The following is a 17,140-nucleotide window of genomic DNA, read 5'->3' on the forward strand; positions in this document are numbered from 1 at the left end:
ACTTTAGTTCAAATGCAGCAGGGCGGATTCGGCAGGATGCAATGGGTTCGCGCCATGCTGGAACACGTCCCTTGCGACAGACGCAACGGGGATAGCTCGGAGAGATCTTCGATGTATTTCGTCGCCGCCGCGTTGCTGGTGCTGTCGGGACTGTTCTACTCCGCGAGCCATCACGAGATCGGCTCGTTCGGCGTCACCATGTGCACCTATGGCAGTGCATTCTGCGACAACCCGCTGATCGTCTTTTCCGGCGCCGCGTTGGCCGGCGCCTGGGGCATGTTCGTCAGCATCAAATAGTCCGACCGCACGCGCTCAGGGGACATACGTCTCGCCGGTGCGGACACGGGTTGCGGACTGCCGGCCATGGCGGGCCGGTCGCGCTTGGGATGCGCGCAAAGGCTGCACCGGGTTCTTGGATGATGCAGTTATACAGGTGTTTTGCCCGACGAGTCAAACGAAGATTCGCTTTATCAGAAAATAAGCGAGGAGCCCGTTACGCCGCGCTCGGGAACCTTGTTCCCGGATTAGCATTTGTGAAGGACGCGCCCCGACCGAGGCCCCTCCTGCGATGACCGACAGCGCCCTCACCCCCACGAAATCGCCGTCGCTGTTGCAGAGGCTGGGGCCGGGTCTGGTCACCGGGGCGGCCGACGACGATCCGTCCGGCATCGCCACCTATTCGCAGGCCGGCGCGCAATTCGGCTACGGACTGCTCTGGACGGTGTTTCTGACCACGCCGTTCATGATCGCCATCCAGCTCGTCAGCGCCCGGATCGGCCGCGTCACCGGCAAGGGGCTGGCCGCCAACGTCAGGCAGATCGCGCCGCGCTGGGCGGTGCTGTCGCTCGTCGCCATGCTCGTCGCCGCCAACACCTTCAACATCGCCGCCGACATCGCCGCGATGGCGGAGGCGCTCTCGCTCGTGATCGGCGGCCTCAACCACGAGCACGCGCTGATCTTCGCGGCGGGCTCGACCCTGCTGCAGGTGTTCCTGCCCTATCGGCGCTATTCGCCGGTGCTGAAATTTCTCACCCTGGCGCTGTTCGCCTATGTCGCGACCGCCTTCACCGTCAAGATCCCGTGGAGCACGGCGCTGCTCGCGGCGGTGTGGCCGAAGACGAATGTCAGCGCCGACTATTTCATGATGGTCGTCGCCGTGCTCGGCACCACGATCAGCCCGTATCTGTTCTTCTGGCAGGCCTCGCAGGAGGTCGAAGAGATGAACCAGGGCAAGCGCGACAAGCCGCTGCGCGAGCTGAAGCGCGGCGGCACTCCGGAGCTCGCGCGCATCCGGGCCGACACCATCTCCGGCATGCTGCTCTCCAACGGCATCGCCTTCTTCATCATCCTCACCACCGCGTCGGTGCTGCACGCGAATGGCGTCACCAACATCAATTCGGCGACGGAGGCCGCCGAAGCGCTGCGGCCGCTCGCCGGCGACTTCACCTTCGCCCTGTTCGCGACCGGCATCATCGGCACCGGACTGCTCGCAATTCCGGTGCTGGCGGGCTCGGCCGCTTACGGCGTGGCGGAGATCTTCGGCTGGCGCGCGACCCTGGAGGCGAAGCCCGACGAGGCGGTCGGCTTCTACACCATCATCGCGGCCGCCACCATCATCGGCTTCGGTCTGGGGTTCACCGGCATCGATTCGATCCATATGCTGGTCTGGAGCGCCGTGCTCAACGGCATCGTCGCCGTTCCGATCATGGCCATGATGATGCTGATCGTCTCGAGCAAGGCGATCATGGGTCGCTTCAAGGGCCGGTCATGGCTCGTCGCGCTGGGCTGGCTCGGCACCGCGTTGATGGCGCTGGCCGTGCTGGCTCTGCTCGGCTCGTCCGCGATCGGCTGACCAGCTAGCCTTTGACTAGCCTTGCGACAAGGCTGCCGATATCTGTGAGGCGATGACGAGGGCCGCGAACACGGCCGGCACGCTGATGAAGCGCAGGAACTGGTCGATCGAAAGCATCGCTGTCTCCCCCAAGACAAAAAAACGTATAAGCCCGCCGCGCTATTCCACCCCGTGCGCGGCGTGCTGATCGGCCGTCAGAAACTGATCGGAAATGGCGGCTCCGCCCATCGTGAGCAGCGCCAGGATCGAAATCACAGCCAGAAATCTCATGGCCGGAAGGTCGATCCCGATTGTGGCCAAAAACGTCAGAGCGTGGTGCCTTTTCAGGACGATCCCAGGCAAGATCATGGCTGTCCCCACCGGATTCCACAGACTTTTCCGCCGCCGAAGGCGGCAAAGCGGCCGCGGCGCAGCTCCCCGGGCTTCACTGCGCAGGGCTCTTAGCCTAACAGTTGCAGCTGGAGCCGGGCTTGCGAGCCGGCCAATGAAAAAAGGGACCCAGCCGGGTCACAGGGAGCGACATGACCAGATCATCAAAGGCAACAAGTCTCGAGATTCTCGCCTGCGATGCCGGTTGGAGAAACTACCACTTCGTCAAGCTGACGACCGAGGACGGCATCGTCGGATGGAGCGAGTTCGACGAGGGCTTCGGCTCGCCCGGTGTCGGTGCTGCGATCCAGCGCCTGTCCGCCCGCGTCGTCGGGCAGAACGTTTTCCGGCACGAGCGCATCTACGCCGAACTGTTCGCGGCCACACGTCCTGCCGCCGGCGGCGTGGTGGCGCAGGCGCTCGGCGCGATCGAGAATGCGCTGCTCGATGCCAAGGCGAAGTGTCTCGGTGTGCCCTGCTACGAACTGCTCGGCGGCAAGATCCGCGACCGTGTCAGGGTCTATTGGTCGCATTGCGCGACGTGGCGGATCAATCACCCGTCCTGGTACAAGCCGCCGATCGAGGACCTCGATGGCGTCAAGGCGATAGGACGCGAGGTCCGCGAGAAGAAGTTCACCGCGCTCAAGACCAACATCTTCTCTTACGACGACGGCAAGCCGACCGGTTGGCGACCGGGCTTCGGCTCTCCATTCGCCCCCGAGATCAACGTCGATCGCAAAATCCTGCGCGACCTGCGCATGCATCTGGAAGCGATCCGCGACGGTGCAGGGCCCGACGTCGACATCCTGCTTGACTGCAACTTCAACGCCAAGACCGAGGGCTATCTGGAGATCCTGCGCACCATCGCGGACCTCGACATGTTCTGGATCGAGATCGACAGTTTCAATCCGGAAGCGCTCGGTTACATCCGCAGGCAAAGCCCGCATCCGATCTCGTCCTGCGAGACGTTATTGGGCTTGCGGGAATTCCTGCCCTATTTTCGCGAGCAGGCCATGGACGTCGCGATCATCGACACGCCCTGGAACGGCGTCTGGCAGTCGATGAAGATCGCAGCCGCCGCGGAAGCGTTCGAAGTCAACGTTGCCCCGCACAATTTCTACGGCCATCTCTGTTCGATGATGAACGCGCATTTCTGCGCCGCCGTGCCGAACCTGCGCATCATGGAGATCGACATCGATCGCCTGGCTTGGGACCGTGAGCTGTTCACGCATGAGCCGGATATTCAGAACGGCCATCTGGTCATTCCGGACCGGCCCGGCTGGGGCACCGATCCGAACGAGGAAGCCCTTCGCGCGCATCCGCCGAAGACCAGCGGCGGATTGCTCAACTACGGCCGCAAGGGCTAGGGCGTCTTACGGCGTCACTGGATTGACGGTCGGCGACGTCTTTGGCCCCGGCCGCGCCGGCTCGATCGGTGATTTCGGTTCGGTCGGGAGAATTTTGGCGCCTGCGGCGCGCGCGGCTTCACCTGTGGTTGCGTACATCGCAACGTGGGCGGGTTGTGTCTTGGCCCGATTCCATGGTCCGTGATCGACGATGAGCATCGCAGCAATCGTCACCGCGGCCACAATCAACGCGATCACGCCGGGATGGCGAAGCGCCGAGGATATGGAATTTGCGAAGCGATCCGTTGCCATCGAGGAACCCATACGTTTTTCCTATCGCAGGTTAATTCAATCCGGTCTCGCGAGTTCCGCCCCAGGCCCAGGCAAGTTCCAAGTCAATGCGTGGAACCTGATCGCCATAAGCACTCAGCGTTTCACATCTGGCCGCGCGTCGCCGACGAACCGGTCGCGGTTTGGCATCTTGACCGCTGTAAGCGATTTGGCATCGAGCGTCGCATCCGCTCCGACCAGTCCATTCAGGTTCAGGATGTACGCGGACACTGCATAAACCTCCTCATCGCTCAACGATTGCGGCGCGTTCTGCGGCATCGCGCGGCGGATGTAGTCGAACAGCGTCGGCGCATACGGCCAATAGCTGCCGACCGTGCGGATCGGCTTTGGCGTTGCGATCGTGCCCTGCCCACCAACGAGCCGGTCACCCAGCCCGCCCTCGCCCTTGTCGCCATGGCATGATGCACATTGCTGGGCGAACACCTCGCGCCCGTGGCTGACCGAGCCGCTTCCCTTCGGCAGATTGCTGCCGTCGCGCCCGATATCGATATTCCAGCCCGCAATCTCCGCAGCCGTCGCGGCACGTCCGAGGCCGTACAGGCTTTGTGCTTGCGCTCCGCTCGCAAACGCACACTGCACGATGCCGACAGCAATGCCGCAAGTCTCACGCCAGCGCATTGGTCACCTCGCCGTCAGCTGCGATGCGCCAAGGCCAGATCGCATTGTTGTGGTAGAAATAGTTCTCGCCGCGCACCGCGAGCAGTTCGGCCAGAGTCGGCTGCACATAGCCGGTCTCATCGACGGCACGGCTCTGGATCACGGCAGGTTTGCCGTCCCATCGCCAGGGCAGGCGAAAGCGTGTCAGCGCACGCGTCAGCACCGGCTCCTGCAATTGGGCGCTTTGCCAACTCTTTCCCTCGCCCACCGACACTTCGACGCGCGCGATCTTGCCATGCCCGCTCCAGGCGATGCCGGTGATCTCGTGGAAGCCGGGCGCGCTCAGACGTTGGCCACCCGAGGGCCGCGTGATGATCGACTTCGCCTCCATGTAGAACGAAAATTCACGCGCGGTGCCATCCGGCAGCAGGTCGGTGTATTTCGAGGTCTCCTCGCGCGAATAAACCGGCTCCGCAGTCACATGCAGGCGCCGCAGCCACTTCACACTCATATTGCCCTCGAAGCCCGGCAGGAGGAGCCGCAGCGGATAGCCCTGCTGCGGGCGCAGCCGCTCCCCGTTCTGGCTGTAGACCAGCATGGCGTCCTCGAGGCATTTCTCGATCGGGATGCTGCGGGTCAGCGCAGCCGCGTCGGCACCCTCGGCCACGACCCATTTGGCATCTGGTTTCAACCCGGCCTCCTGGAGCACCAGCTTGAGGCTGACGCCGGTCCATTCTGCACAACTCACCAGACCCACTAGGTCCGACGCGGTCTTGCCGTAAGGCTTGGTGTAGCCGGGATTGCCGGAGCATTCGAGAAAGTGGACGCGCGATTCCGACGGGAAACGCCTGAGATCATCCATTGTGAAGATCAGCGGGCGCTCGACCAGTCCGTGCAGCATCAACCGGTGCTGGGCCGGATCGATGGTCGGAACGCCGCCATGATGACGCTCGTAGAACAGGCCGTTCGGCGTGATGATGCCATCGAGCTCCTGCAACGGAGTCCGGCTGGAGGCCGAGATGTACTGCTTGAGAGTCTTCGAGATGTTCTTCACGACTCCGTTCTCGAACGGCGATGGCGCGCCATAGAGCTGGCCCCCCGTCGGCTCGCCCGGCGCCTTCATCCATTCGGGAATGTTGGGTGGAAGGTTGTCGGTCCCGGCGGCAGCCGATGCGCCGGCGCCCAGGACAGTGCCACCCGCAGCCGCCGCGCCGGCGCGCAGAAAGTGACGGCGAGTCGTCCCCGCGGATTTGTCGTCGGCGTCGCTCGTGCTGCTCATGTGCGGACCCTCGGATGAAGCGCGACCGCATGAAACATTCTGCGACGAGCATTTGCAATTCGCAGCTGTTTCAAAAATGAGCCATTTCGACCGCGACTGATCTAAATCCGACGGCCGCGGCGGCAGTTCTCTTCTTCGCAATGCACAAACGGCTCGTCCATCACTCGCCCGGCGCGATCGCATTGCTCGGGGTCGGCCGGTCGGCGATCTGCTGGCCGAACAGGCTGCCGATCAGTTCGACCGCGGTGCGCGCCGTGCGGCCACGCTCGTCGAGGAAGGGATTGAGCTCGACGATGTCGACTGATCCGACTACGCCGGAATCGTGCAGAAGCTCCATGATCAGATGCGCCTCACGATAGGTCGCGCCGCCCGGCACTGTCGTGCCCACGCCGGGTGCAACGCAGGGATCGAGAAAATCGACGTCGAAGCTGACATGCAGCACGCCGTTGCTGGCCCTGACGCGCTCGATGACGCGGCGGATCAGCACGGCGACGCCAAACTCGTCGATCTGGCGCATGTCGACAACCCTGATCCGGCGCGTGCGCATCAGCTCCTTTTCGAGCTTGTCAACTGAGCGCGCCCCGAACAGGTCGAGCCGGTCGGGACCGATCGGGGCACGCGGATCATCGCCAAGCAATCCGTCGAGGCCGGGTTCGCCGCACAGGAATGCCGCCGACATGCCATGCATATTCGCCGTGATCGTCGTCTCCGGCGTGTTGTAGTCGGCATGTGCATCGAGCCAGAGCACGAACAGCTCGCGTCCGCGCTCCTGCCAGTGACGGGCCATGGCATTCACCGATCCCATCGACAACGTGTGATCGCCGCCGAGAAAAATCGGCAGCGCGCCGGTTTTCGCGATCTCGTAGCCTCTGCGGCTCAGCACGCGGGTCCAGCGCTGGATTTCGCGGTAGTGGTTGGCATTCTCCGGGGGCCTGTCTGCGAGGTCCCGGAGCTCGGCCACCGAGAGATCGCCGTAATCGACGACCTCGAAATCCAGGCTCTCGAGCAGTGTCGCAAGGCCGGCGGTGCGGAGCGCCGCAGGGCCCATCAGGGTACCGCGTTGCGAAGCCCCCATGTCGATGGGAGCGCCGAGCAAGGCGATGCCCCGGGCTCGATCCGTCGTAGTCTGGTCGGTCACAGCTGTCTCCTGAGATCAGCAAGATTGAGCCAGCCTAACAGAGATTCGCATCCGTCGTTTCACGGGGGCGGTCCGCGCGGGGGCGCATCGTCTCGGAACAAAAGCCCGCGCGCCGAATTGCTCATGCAAGGCCGGTACCCGCCGTAAAACCACGGCGCCTGTCGCGGATAGCCAAAGGTCATGCGACCCGCTGTTCAGAACGAGCGCTCGCGCGGATAGCCAAAGGTATCGGCCTCCGTCACATGATCAGCCCGGAGGTCGCGCACTTGAGCACGGAGATCCCGCAGTCCACCTCACATCCCGGCATGGCCGAGCGCGCCATCGATGCCGCGACGGACGTATCCCGCACCATCGGTGAAGTCGCAGGTGGCCTGCATGCAGCTGTCGATCGCATGACCTCCGCTATCGACGAAGCGCGAAAGCCGGGCCGGCCCCTCGCGACCGTCGCCGCGATTACGCGCGAAGCACCGCTTGCCAGCCTGTTCGTTGCTTTCCTGTTCGGCGTCGCAGTTGCGCGTCGGCGGTAGACCAGCGGATGTTCAGGCGGCACTGACGGCGTCGCGCTCGGCTGCGAGGAATTGCCGCTCGAATGCTTCCGACGGCATCGGGCGGCCGAAGAAATAGCCCTGGCCTTCTTCGCATCCCATGCTCACCAGGAAATCGGCCGTAGCGCGGTTCTCGATGCCCTCGGCCACGACCGTCAGTCCGAGCTGCTTGCTGAGGCCCACGGTCGACCCGACGATCGCGGCATCATCGGAGTTCGCGAGCAGACCGAGCACGAACGACCGGTCGATCTTGAGCCCATCGAGCGGAAACTTCTTCAAATAGCTCAGGCTCGCATAGCCAGTGCCGAAATCGTCGAACAGGACGCGGACGCCGAGCTGCTGGATGCGTTTGAACATGTCGAGCACGCGGGCTTCGTCGTGAAGCAGGATGTCTTCGGTAACCTCGAGTTCGAGCAGCGACGGCGTGAGCCCCGTCGCTTCGAGCATTTCCGCAACCGAATGCGCGAGGTCGCCGGAGTGGATCTGCGAGGGAGACAAATTGATCGCGACCCGCACTCTGTCGCCGGACAATTCCCAGGCGCGTGCCTGCCGGCAGGCGGTCTCCATCACCCAGTTTCCGATCCGCTCGGATAGGGCTGAGCTGTTGACCACCGGCATGAACTCTCCCGGCGAAACGTAGCCGCGCACGGGATGCCGCCAGCGGATGAGAGCTTCGGCCCCGACCAGGCTCGCGTCGATCAGGCGAACCTGGGGCTGGTAGAACAGCTCGAACTCGCCGCGATCCGCGGCAAGCGCTAGTTCACTCTCCAGCGTCAGCCGGTTCTCCAGCTCCTGCCGGATCGCGCTCTCGAAGACCACATAACCGCCGCGCCGCGTCAGCTTTGCCTTGGTCAGCGCAAGATGGCCATTGCTCAGGAGATCGTCGGCGCTGTGTCCGCCTTCCGGATGGACGGCGACGCCGATGCTGATTCTGACGCGGTGCTGCCGCGTGCCGGTCGCAAGCGGCGCTTCGAACGCGCGCGCGATGCGCTCGGCGAACTCTGCGATTGGCGGGTCGCCATCGGCGCCTTTGCGCGCAATGGCGAATTCGTCTCCGCTAAGCCGGGCAACGACAGCGCCGTCGCGCGCCTCGGCTTTCAGGCGACCAGCGACCGCCTGAAGCACGAGATCTCCGGCCGAATGACCCAGCATGTCGTTGATGCTCTGGAAGCCGTCGAGCCCGATCACGAGCAGCGCGACCTCGCAAGGGCGCTGCGCCGCATCCGCGATCATGCCGACCAGTCCTGCATGCAGCGTGTTGCGGTTGGCAAGACCGGTCAGCGCGTCGTACTCGGCGAGATATCTGACGCGTTCGGCCTCGCGCTTGCGGACCGAGATATCGCGCAGGATCGCTCCGTACTGGAAGCCGTCCGTTCCCTGCCAGCCCGAGAAGCTTGCCTCGACCGGGAAAGTTTCACCGTTCTTCCGCCGCCCTTCGAATTCAACGACGACCGCTCCGCCGGGGACCAGGAGTGCCTGGCGCGCGGCGTCGCGCATGGACGGCCTCGCGTCACCGTCCACCGACACGGCGCACAGCGTTTCGAACGGCCGGCCGATGATCTCGGCGGGCATATAGCCGAAGATCGCACTAGCGCCGGGATTCCACACGGTGATCAGCTGATCTTCGTCGGTGCAGACGAGGCCATCGCCGAGCGACATCGCAATACGATGAAAGCGGCTTTCGGCGATGCGCCCCAACAGACCGCGGAAGTCGATTTCGTCGAGTGCGATCGCCGTCAGATAAGCCACAATCGCGATGTGGAACAGTGATGTGTCGATGATGAAGGGCCATCTTGCCTGCACGAGGACCGCAACCAGCTCGAAGGCTGCCCCGGCCGAGATCAGGATCGCGACGCGAATTCCCGGTCCGAAGCGGCGCCACGAAAACACCATCAGCAGGCAGATCACAGCGAGACCCAGGATCATGCCGGTATCGGAGGTCCAGCGCAGCATCCGGCTCTGGAGGATCGATTCCGCTGCCAGCGCCTGGAGGATGGGTCCGGAGATGATGCGGCCATTTGGAACGCTGAAGCGGTCGCCCAGTTCGAGCGCCGTCGCACCAATGATGACCTTCTTGTCTCTGAGCTTGTCGAGAGTTGCCGTGTTGCCGCGGAGCACGTCGACATAGGAGACACTCGGAACGGAGCCCGCCCGAATGCTGAAATCGATCAGGAAAGGAGGCCGCCGATTGGCGTCCTGTCCGGCCAGCACGACGGCCATCGACGGCATCAAGGTGTCGCCGAGCTTCTCGCCGAATGGATAGCGGCGAACCAGCCCGTCGGATTCGATCGCGACATTGACCAGCGCCGGCCACGACTGATTGCTGAACGGCTTCAGGGGGCGATTGATGTGAGCTGCGCCGCCATTCGCCGTCGGCTGCTTGAAGGACGGCAGGATGGTCGAGCCGCCGGCCTCACGCAGCGCGTTGACGAAAGCCTCGTCGGAGGCCGGATCGGATGGCGAGCTGAAATCGACGTCGAAAGCGACGTCCCGCGCCCCCGCGGCCTCGAGCTTGCGCAACAATTCGCCGTGCAGCCGGCGCGGCCAGGGCCATACGCCGATCTGGTCGATCGAGGGCGCATCGATGGCCACCACGACGACGTTGCCGCTCGCGGCGCGCGATTGCCATGTGAACCGCAGGTCGGTCAGCGCGTTGCGAAGCGCACCATGCCACCCCGTGGACAGCACCACCGCGAGCGCGGTCACGACGAGAATATGCGGACGATAGCGCTTCACTCCGATCCTCCCGCGCACCCGCTTCTGCAGGTACGCCCCCCTCATCCCCTAAGAAATCGCCTCAGTGCTTGTTGTGGCCAAAGGCATTGCCGTGACCGTTGCTGCCGTTGCCGCCGCCATTGCCATTGCCGTTACCGTTGTTGCCCCTGCCGTTGCCGGTGGCGCCGGCGTTGCCATTACCATTGCCGTTGCCGGAATTCCCATTGCCGGAATTGCCGTTACCGGAGTTGCCATTGCCGGAGTTGCCGTTGCCGGAGTTGCCGTTGCCACCAGCGTTTCCGTTGGCGGCCGCTGCGGCGATCGCGGCGCCGGGATTTGACGAACTGCTGCTGCCAGCCGTCACGCCGCTGCTCGTCGTGACCGCGGTCTGGACGGTGCTGTTGGACGCTGTCGTGCTCGCTTTCGAGTCGCTCCAGACCGTCTCGGTGCTGGCGTGCGCGTTGCGCACCTGTCCGGGGGCACCGCCTCCGTGGGCTAGCCCGTGCGTGACCTTGTGGACGTTCAGCTTGACCTCGCCGAGCGAGTTCGAGATGCGCACGACGCCAGGCTTTGCAGCGTCAGACTTGGCAGCACCGCCCTTGGACGCGTGAGCTCCGGCCGCCTGTTGCGATGGCTTGAGCGCGCCGGCCGCCTTGGTGCCCTTGTCGATCGGACCGAGCGCATGGACCGCATGGCCGTTCGCGGCGTTGCGCGGGGCCGACAGGCCCGATTTCGGTACGGGGACGCGCTCGATGCTCGAGGCGCGCGGCTTGCCGTGCTCGATCGGATTGAACGTTCCGGAGCCGCTCAGAGAGAGGCCGGGCTTGCCATGCTCGAAGACGGTGGCGGCCTGCCCCGGCAGGACCTGGGCGATCTGTCCGGTCTTGAAGTCGGAGACCTCGACCTGGCCGCGGAGCACGCCGACCTTGGTGCTGCCCGCATTCACGGTGACGCTGAACTGGGTGCCCTTGACCACGGCGGCGAGATAGGGCGTCTCGACCTCGAAATGCTTGACGTTGCGCTTCTCGACCTCGAGCAGGATCGAACCTGCCTGCTGGATGATGGTGGTCGAAAGGCCCTCCTTGCTCTCGGTCGGCAAGCCGACCACCGAGTTGGGAGAGATCAGGATCGTTTCCTCGCCACGGACGAGCAGCACGCGCCCGTTACGCCCGGTGCGAATGGTGTCGCCGGGCTTGAGTACCTCCTGCTGGCTCAAGGACACCTGCTGCGCGCCAGTGGTGGCGACCCAGACCTCGCCAGTGGCTTTGCCGACCGACCAGACGCCATCGTCCGCGGCGGATGCGCCGGAAGCCGTTCCCAGGATCAGCGCAGCCGCGAAGGCGCACCGCATTCCAATATTGTTCAGCATGACGGTCCTCAGTCCGCGTTACAGCCGGCCTTGAGGGGTATCCGAAATCACTCAACATGAGATTAGCGGGAAGCGACCAGCGGAGTGGTCGCGTTAACGGTTCATTGACCATAAAAAACTATGAAAAATCATGTGGCTAACGAACCCTTACCGCTTCTCGGGCACATCTCCGTCAAACTACGGGGATAGGCTCTTTGCGCGCGCAGGGAATCGGCACCTCGTTACCACAATGGTGTTGTTGGCCCCATTCTTCGCGGGAGTTTCCCAGGCTTTCGCACAACAGGCGAACCAGCCGGGCTTCGATCCGCGCCAACCAGAGAAATATTTTGAAAACCAAACCGAGCGGGAATCGCTGAGGCGTCCTCCAGTCAGACTACCGACAATCGGCCAGCCCAACACCGGCGGCGATACCAAGCCTCAATTCGTGCTGCGCGGCGTCGATGTCAGCGGAGCCCGGGCCGTTTCCCCCGATCGCATCGCCGCGGTCTACCAGCCCTATGTCGGCAAGAAGGTTTCGCAGGCCGATCTCGCCGCGATCGCCGGCGCGATCAGCGATCTCTACCGTGCCGATGGTTTTCACTTGAGCCGTGCGATCGTGCCGCCGCAGGATATTGCGGACGGCCTGCTCCGGATCCAGGTGATCGAAGGCGCCATCGTGCAGGCGGAGCTGAAAGGCGACGGCGCCGAGCAGTTCGGCGTGAGACCGATGCTTGGGCCGGTTCTGGCGGAGCAACCGTCGCGTCTGGCAACGCTGGAACGCCAGCTCTTTCTCATCAACGGCAGACCTGGCGTCCGGATCACCGATACCGCACTGGAGGAGATCGGCGGTGCAACCGGCCGCTTCCGCCTCATCGTCTATTTGAAGACCTGGCACGTCTTCTCCTCATTCGGTCTGGACAATCTGGGCTCATCATCAGTCGGTCCGTGGCAGACCTACGCGACCGGCGCGTTCAACTCCTATCTCACGCCCGGCGACACGCTGGCGGTCAACCTGTCGACCATCGCCAACGACCCCCGCCAGCTTGGCTTCGCACGGCTGTCCTACGATGCACCCGTCGGCGTCGACGGCGTGCGTCTCGGCGGGTCCGTCCTGTACAGCGCGGTCAGACCGGGCGATGCCCGCCGCCTCAACAGCGACATCACCACGACCGAGGCGTTCGAGCTGCGTGCCAGCATCGTCCCATTGCAGTCGCAGTCCTCATCGCTGACCCTGACCGCGGCGACGACCTTCAGCAACGTGTCCGAGCATGACCTTTACGGCCCCTGGTACAATGACCACATCAGGACCGCGAGCCTGACCGCCGACTACCGGCTCCAGGATCATTTCGGCGGTACCAATTTCGCGACGCTGACCTACCGCCAGGGGCTCGACATCTTCGGTGCCTCGCATTTCGACGACGACCTGTTGTCGCGCGATGGCGCGTCATCGAACTTCTCCGTGCTGAACCTCTGGTTCACGCGCTACCAGACGCTCAACGACGTCTGGTCGCTCAAGCTCTCCGCTGCGAGCCAGACGGCGTCACGGCCGCTGTTCACCTCGCAGCAATTCTATCTCGGCGGCGCTGCCTTCGGGCGCGGCTATGGCGCAGCCGAGATCAGCGGTGACAACGGTCTTGCCGGCTCGCTCGAACTGCGCTTCGACCAGAAGCTCAATTTCCGCTACTGGACCGGCTATCAGCTCTACGCCTTCGGTGACGCCGGCGCGGTCTGGAATCACGGTTACCGCCTGAGCGAGGGCCTGTCGCTGACCTCGGCCGGAGCTGGCGTACGGTTCTTCCTGCCGGACGATTTCCAGGCCGATCTCGGCGTCGCCGTCCCCCTGAGCTACCGGGCGCCCGACAACGAGCGCCGCAGCCCGCGCTTGCTGTTTACCCTGTCAAGCGCGTTGCGGCTCTGCTCCGAACGCGGCAAGGGCGGTTGTCTGTAAACCCCTTGTCCTTCGCGCTATGGCCCCCACATGCGGCCCCTTTTTGGGGCGTGGCTCACAGACTTGCCTAAATTTAATCCCGTACCCTGCTCACGATCGCTCGATCCGGGAGTTCCCAATAGCCATGTTCAGTCAAAAGTGATTTGAGACGGAACCATGAAAAAGGTGTTTGCAGTTCTGGCGTTTCTCTGCGCCCTCGGCGTCGGCCAGTACTTCGTGGTCAGCCGGTTCGCGATCCGCCATGAGGATTTGACCCTGTTCGACGCCGCGCGCCAGCGGCCGATTGCGGTCGAAATCGCTGTGCGGCGTGATTACGAGACCAAGGCCAATCTCGGCCTCTGGAAGCTCCCGCTCGCCATCATCAGCAACGGCAATACCGTCAAGGCCACCGAATATTCCTTCCTCGCCAACGTACTCGCCGCACGCGGTTATCTCGTCGCCAGCATCCAGCAGGATCTGCCGAGCGATCCGCCGCTGATGACCAAGGCCGGCCAGCCATATGTCGGCCGGCGCGAGGTCTATATCCGCTGCGAGGCCAACATCCTCTTCACCTTGGGCGAGTTGAAGCGGCGGCAGGAGAACGCCGACTACGACCACATCACGCTCGTCGGGCATTCCAACGGCGGCGACGTTTCGATGTATGTCGCCCATCAGCACCCGGAGCTGGTGTCGAAAGTGATCACGCTCGACAATCTGCGGGTGCCTTTCGTGCTTAGCGACAACATGAAGATCCTGTCGTTCCGCTCGAAGGATCCGCATTTCGTAACCGATCCCGGCGTGCTGCCGACGCCGGAAGAGGCCAAGGCGCGCGGAATCGACATTATCCACACTGGCGCACAGCATACCGAGATGAGCGATCGCGGTCCCGACGCTGTCAAAGAAAAGATCCAGGCGACACTCGACCGCTTCCTGCGGGACAGCGCCAGCAGCGCGCTCGCCCCGGCCGATACACGAAGCCCGATGATCATGAACCCCGGCGACTATTAGTCCGGCCCCTTTGCGGCAGATCAAGGCTGCCGCGAGCCGACCACGATAGAAAGGGTCTCGCCATCTCGGAGAGGCACGTGTCGCACTCGATCGAAAGCCTTGATACGAAAAGACTCGATAGGACAAGCTTTGGCCTGCCCGCGGCAAGGACGCCGAGATTCGCCCGGCATCTCTATCGTTCGGCTCGCAAGCTGCTGCGGTCGATCTTCGCCCGCATCGACCTCTCGCAGTTTCCGGGTTCGTGTTGCGGATGAGGACGGCGTCGCAAACCAACAACACACAGGGTTGCTCTATGCACCGGCATTTGAGACGAATTTGCCTGCTGGTTGCAGTGGCCTCGAGCATGGGCACGTTGTCCGCTCTCGCCGCCGATGCAGATCACGGCGCCGATCTTGCGAGGCGCTGGTGCGCCAGCTGCCATGTCGTGGCGAACGGCCAGACCCAGGCGAGCGCCGACGTCCCCTCTTTCGCGTCCGTTGCGCGCAGGCCCGACTTCAGTTCGGAAAGGCTCGCCTTTTTCTTGCTAGATCCGCACCCGAAGATGCCGAATTTCCCCTTGAGCCGGACTGAAGCCGGCGACATCGCGGCCTACATCGCATCGCTGCGTTAGCAGAGCGGCCGATCGGTCGACACCTGCGACGATGCAAATCCTGCCTGAGAACCGACAGGAATCGGCAGGAGGATGATGGGCTGTGAATGAGGTCCATTCGACGGCCCATCATGGACCGGTACCCGCATCGACGTGCGGATATTCACGCTGCGCAAGTCCAATCTGTGGACGCGCCGTAAACACTCCGAGAATCAGGACTTGCCCTTCCCCGGCTGCATGAGACTGCCGGTCATCTGGCGCATGTGGTCTCCGGCACTGGTGAACTGGCTGCGCAGGAAATCCGATTGGATTCGCATCGCCTCCTGAAGGTCGGTGGCATGGACGAGCTTGCGGGCATGCTCGAACGCCGACTTCATGTTCTGCTCGGTGAAAGCGAGCGCCTGCTTCGACACGTCCGCCCCCGCGCCCGGAACGGTCGTCATCGATTTGGTGGCGGCTTCGAAAAACATTCCGAATGCCTTTTCCGCCTGGTCAATCGTCTTCTCGGCCAGGTCACGCAGTTCGGCCGGAACTTCGAGCTTCGGTTCGATCATGGTCGCACTCCTCCCGTTTTCTGAACTGAATACCACACTTGCCGGATCGACTGCCAGCGTCCAGCCGGGGGGACGTCGCCCGGCGGCCGGCTCTGGCAGGAAACGAACGGCAAGGCGTTAAGGCCGGCGCGCAGGCCGGCTCAGGACAGGGGGTGTTCGGGGAGAGTTTCTTCGGTGGCGAGGTCTTCGACGAGCTTGATGACCTCGAAACGCTGCCGGGGCGCGAGCTTCAGAAACGCGCGGAGCAGCCGCAGGCTTTCGACAGTGCCGCTTGCAGGCGCGCCGAGCTTGAGGTGCAGCTCAGCTGCGAAATTGAGGTTCTTCATCTCGCACCTATGACAAGCATCGGACTTCGTGATCCAACATCGAGGTCCCAACTAAGAACCAAACGCCACAACCGGATGCCATAACCAACCGGATGCTATGGCGACGGCGCGCCTTCGGCCGGGGGGGAAGCCCGGTACGTTCGCACGCCGAGCTTCATGTGCAAGCGCGCACACCTGAACAGGTTGCAACTATGTCAAGAAACAACCCCTCCGGCAAGCCTAACAGTTGGCGCAGCGATGCTTCGTCTGCATCGCACCACGGCAATTCCGGATAACAGGAATATGGCCCGCCGTCACCCACCTGCGTCAAGAAGCGTCATCGATCAGCATACAGCCTCGATCGCCGTCAATCGACGCTGCGTTTAGTCTTGTTTCGGATGTGAATGGACGTTGGTGGACGCGAACCAGTGCTTCTTCAGCGTATACACGTAATTGTTGAGTCCGGCGCCAGCGGTTGTATCGTCGACGAAATAGACGTGGATCTCGCGCCATGGATAGGCCGCCACAGCGCGGCCTTCTGAACCAAGAGACAAACTATGGCATTTGGATTTTCATCCAAACCCGCCCACTCGAGCTCTTGGACTTGGGCAGGCCTCTTCGCACCAGGATTCATCGGGCCGCATTTGTTTCCGGCCGTGAACCGTTTTCGAGGAACAAACGACAAAGCGGTGGCGAAACAGTCACGCAGATCACGGGCGCCCTGGCCGATGCATTCGATCGATTCGGGCGCCCCAGCACCAAAGGACGACGGCATGCTTTCTCGCTGCGATCTCATCAAGGGCGCCGCAGTCGCGCTTCTCACCTTCTCGATACAAGGCGCGTGGGCGCAGGAGACCAGGATGAACCTGTTCAAGATCGTCACCATCAAGGACGAAATCGTCGTTGGATTGTCGACGGAGGAGCTTCAGGCGCTCGGCGGCAACGATGCCAGCGCCGTTGCACATGCTCTGGCACAGAAGGGCGATCTCACCGTCTGGCAATACAACGTGCATCGCGGTCCGAACGGCGAGTTACAGCAAGCGCCGACCGCCAGAATAGGGCTTTTGGCCAACGCCTCGCTGCGCGTGGAGCCCTATACCACGACCTATCAGATCCTGCCGCATCCCTAAGCAGCAGACTGGCGGGGGGGGGGGGGGGGGGGGGGGGGGGGGGGGGGGGGGGGGGGGGGGGGGGGGGGGGGGGGGGGGGGGGGGGGG

Annotated in this window: 18 protein-coding genes; 8 read left to right on the forward strand and 10 right to left on the reverse strand. The window is 63.4% G+C overall.

The genetic code is table 11. The features are described 5' to 3' along the window. Window positions 1–111: 111 nt before the first annotated feature. Both AC0L2J_RS32505 and AC0L2J_RS32510 read left to right on the forward strand, forming a co-directional pair. Entirely contained in the window at window positions 112–297 is a 186-nt protein-coding gene (locus AC0L2J_RS32505; protein ID WP_063995510.1) for a hypothetical protein, read from the forward strand. Window positions 298–568: 271 nt separating this feature from the next. Further along, the gene (locus AC0L2J_RS32510) at window positions 569–1,852 is read left to right on the forward strand and encodes an NRAMP family divalent metal transporter (protein WP_473395690.1); all 1,284 of its coding nucleotides are present in this window, start codon (window positions 569–571) and stop codon (window positions 1,850–1,852) included. A 159-nt stretch (window positions 1,853–2,011) separates the two neighbouring features. Here the strand turns inward: AC0L2J_RS32510 and AC0L2J_RS32515 are convergent, their stop codons facing one another. Further along, window positions 2,012–2,200 carry a hypothetical protein gene (locus AC0L2J_RS32515; protein WP_063995508.1) on the reverse strand — a complete coding sequence of 63 codons (189 nt, stop codon included), beginning with the start codon at window positions 2,198–2,200 and terminating at the stop codon, window positions 2,012–2,014. A 173-nt stretch (window positions 2,201–2,373) separates the two neighbouring features. Between AC0L2J_RS32515 and AC0L2J_RS32520 the strand changes: the two genes are divergently transcribed. Continuing rightward, window positions 2,374–3,588: a mandelate racemase/muconate lactonizing enzyme family protein gene (locus tag AC0L2J_RS32520; protein ID WP_473249469.1), complete on the forward strand. Its 1,215-nt coding sequence runs from the start codon at window positions 2,374–2,376 to the stop codon at window positions 3,586–3,588. A gap of 6 nt (window positions 3,589–3,594) precedes the next feature. Here the strand turns inward: AC0L2J_RS32520 and AC0L2J_RS32525 are convergent, their stop codons facing one another. The 4 genes from AC0L2J_RS32525 to rocF all read right to left on the reverse strand — a co-directional run bounded on the left by AC0L2J_RS32525 (window position 3,595) and on the right by rocF (window position 6,932). Continuing rightward, on the reverse strand, window positions 3,595–3,891 hold the full coding sequence (locus AC0L2J_RS32525; RefSeq protein ID WP_007612779.1) for a hypothetical protein: 297 nt from the start codon (window positions 3,889–3,891) through the stop codon (window positions 3,595–3,597). 102 nt (window positions 3,892–3,993) lie between these two features. Beyond that, window positions 3,994–4,536 carry a c-type cytochrome gene (locus tag AC0L2J_RS32530; RefSeq protein ID WP_473395691.1) on the reverse strand — a complete coding sequence of 181 codons (543 nt, stop codon included), beginning with the start codon at window positions 4,534–4,536 and terminating at the stop codon, window positions 3,994–3,996. Continuing rightward, window positions 4,523–5,794, reverse strand: a complete 1,272-nt coding sequence (gene soxC, locus AC0L2J_RS32535; RefSeq protein ID WP_473395692.1) for a sulfite dehydrogenase — start codon at window positions 5,792–5,794, stop codon at window positions 4,523–4,525. The genes AC0L2J_RS32530 and soxC overlap by 14 nt, the downstream gene beginning before the upstream one ends. Window positions 5,795–5,954: 160 nt before the next feature. Then, a complete protein-coding gene (rocF, locus tag AC0L2J_RS32540; protein ID WP_473395693.1) occupies window positions 5,955–6,932 on the reverse strand; it encodes an arginase in 978 nt (325 codons plus the stop codon). Window positions 6,933–7,174: 242 nt separating this feature from the next. Between rocF and AC0L2J_RS32545 the strand changes: the two genes are divergently transcribed. Continuing rightward, window positions 7,175–7,459, forward strand: coding sequence for a hypothetical protein (locus tag AC0L2J_RS32545; RefSeq protein ID WP_007612789.1), 285 nt, complete (start codon window positions 7,175–7,177; stop codon window positions 7,457–7,459). A gap of 12 nt (window positions 7,460–7,471) precedes the next feature. Here the strand turns inward: AC0L2J_RS32545 and AC0L2J_RS32550 are convergent, their stop codons facing one another. Continuing rightward, window positions 7,472–10,213: an EAL domain-containing protein gene (locus tag AC0L2J_RS32550; RefSeq protein ID WP_473395694.1), complete on the reverse strand. Its 2,742-nt coding sequence runs from the start codon at window positions 10,211–10,213 to the stop codon at window positions 7,472–7,474. 61 nt (window positions 10,214–10,274) lie between these two features. Continuing rightward, window positions 10,275–11,561: a FecR family protein gene (locus AC0L2J_RS32555; RefSeq protein WP_473395695.1), complete on the reverse strand. Its 1,287-nt coding sequence runs from the start codon at window positions 11,559–11,561 to the stop codon at window positions 10,275–10,277. 130 nt (window positions 11,562–11,691) lie between these two features. Here AC0L2J_RS32555 and AC0L2J_RS32560 point away from each other — a divergent pair, with 130 nt between their 5' ends. From AC0L2J_RS32560 to AC0L2J_RS32570, 3 genes are all read left to right on the forward strand, one after another. Continuing rightward, window positions 11,692–13,488 (forward strand): ShlB/FhaC/HecB family hemolysin secretion/activation protein, encoded by a 1,797-nt coding sequence (locus tag AC0L2J_RS32560; RefSeq protein WP_473395696.1) that lies wholly within the window; start codon window positions 11,692–11,694, stop codon window positions 13,486–13,488. Window positions 13,489–13,644: 156 nt separating this feature from the next. Beyond that, window positions 13,645–14,475: an alpha/beta fold hydrolase gene (locus tag AC0L2J_RS32565; protein ID WP_473395697.1), complete on the forward strand. Its 831-nt coding sequence runs from the start codon at window positions 13,645–13,647 to the stop codon at window positions 14,473–14,475. A gap of 292 nt (window positions 14,476–14,767) precedes the next feature. After that, window positions 14,768–15,085 carry a c-type cytochrome gene (locus tag AC0L2J_RS32570; protein ID WP_063995500.1) on the forward strand — a complete coding sequence of 106 codons (318 nt, stop codon included), beginning with the start codon at window positions 14,768–14,770 and terminating at the stop codon, window positions 15,083–15,085. Between the two features lie 191 nt (window positions 15,086–15,276). Here the strand turns inward: AC0L2J_RS32570 and AC0L2J_RS32575 are convergent, their stop codons facing one another. The 3 genes from AC0L2J_RS32575 to AC0L2J_RS32585 form a co-directional block, all read right to left on the reverse strand. Further along, a complete protein-coding gene (locus AC0L2J_RS32575) occupies window positions 15,277–15,618 on the reverse strand; it encodes a phasin (RefSeq protein ID WP_007601491.1) in 342 nt (113 codons plus the stop codon). A gap of 140 nt (window positions 15,619–15,758) precedes the next feature. Then, window positions 15,759–15,944 carry a hypothetical protein gene (locus AC0L2J_RS32580; protein WP_007612798.1) on the reverse strand — a complete coding sequence of 62 codons (186 nt, stop codon included), beginning with the start codon at window positions 15,942–15,944 and terminating at the stop codon, window positions 15,759–15,761. Between the two features lie 362 nt (window positions 15,945–16,306). Next, window positions 16,307–16,450 carry a hypothetical protein gene (locus AC0L2J_RS32585; protein ID WP_473395698.1) on the reverse strand — a complete coding sequence of 48 codons (144 nt, stop codon included), beginning with the start codon at window positions 16,448–16,450 and terminating at the stop codon, window positions 16,307–16,309. A gap of 246 nt (window positions 16,451–16,696) precedes the next feature. Here AC0L2J_RS32585 and AC0L2J_RS32590 point away from each other — a divergent pair, with 246 nt between their 5' ends. After that, window positions 16,697–17,053, forward strand: a complete 357-nt coding sequence (locus AC0L2J_RS32590) for a hypothetical protein (RefSeq protein WP_007612800.1) — start codon at window positions 16,697–16,699, stop codon at window positions 17,051–17,053. Window positions 17,054–17,140 lie beyond the last annotated feature (87 nt).

This window comes from Bradyrhizobium sp. MV1.5 (assembly GCF_055807615.1).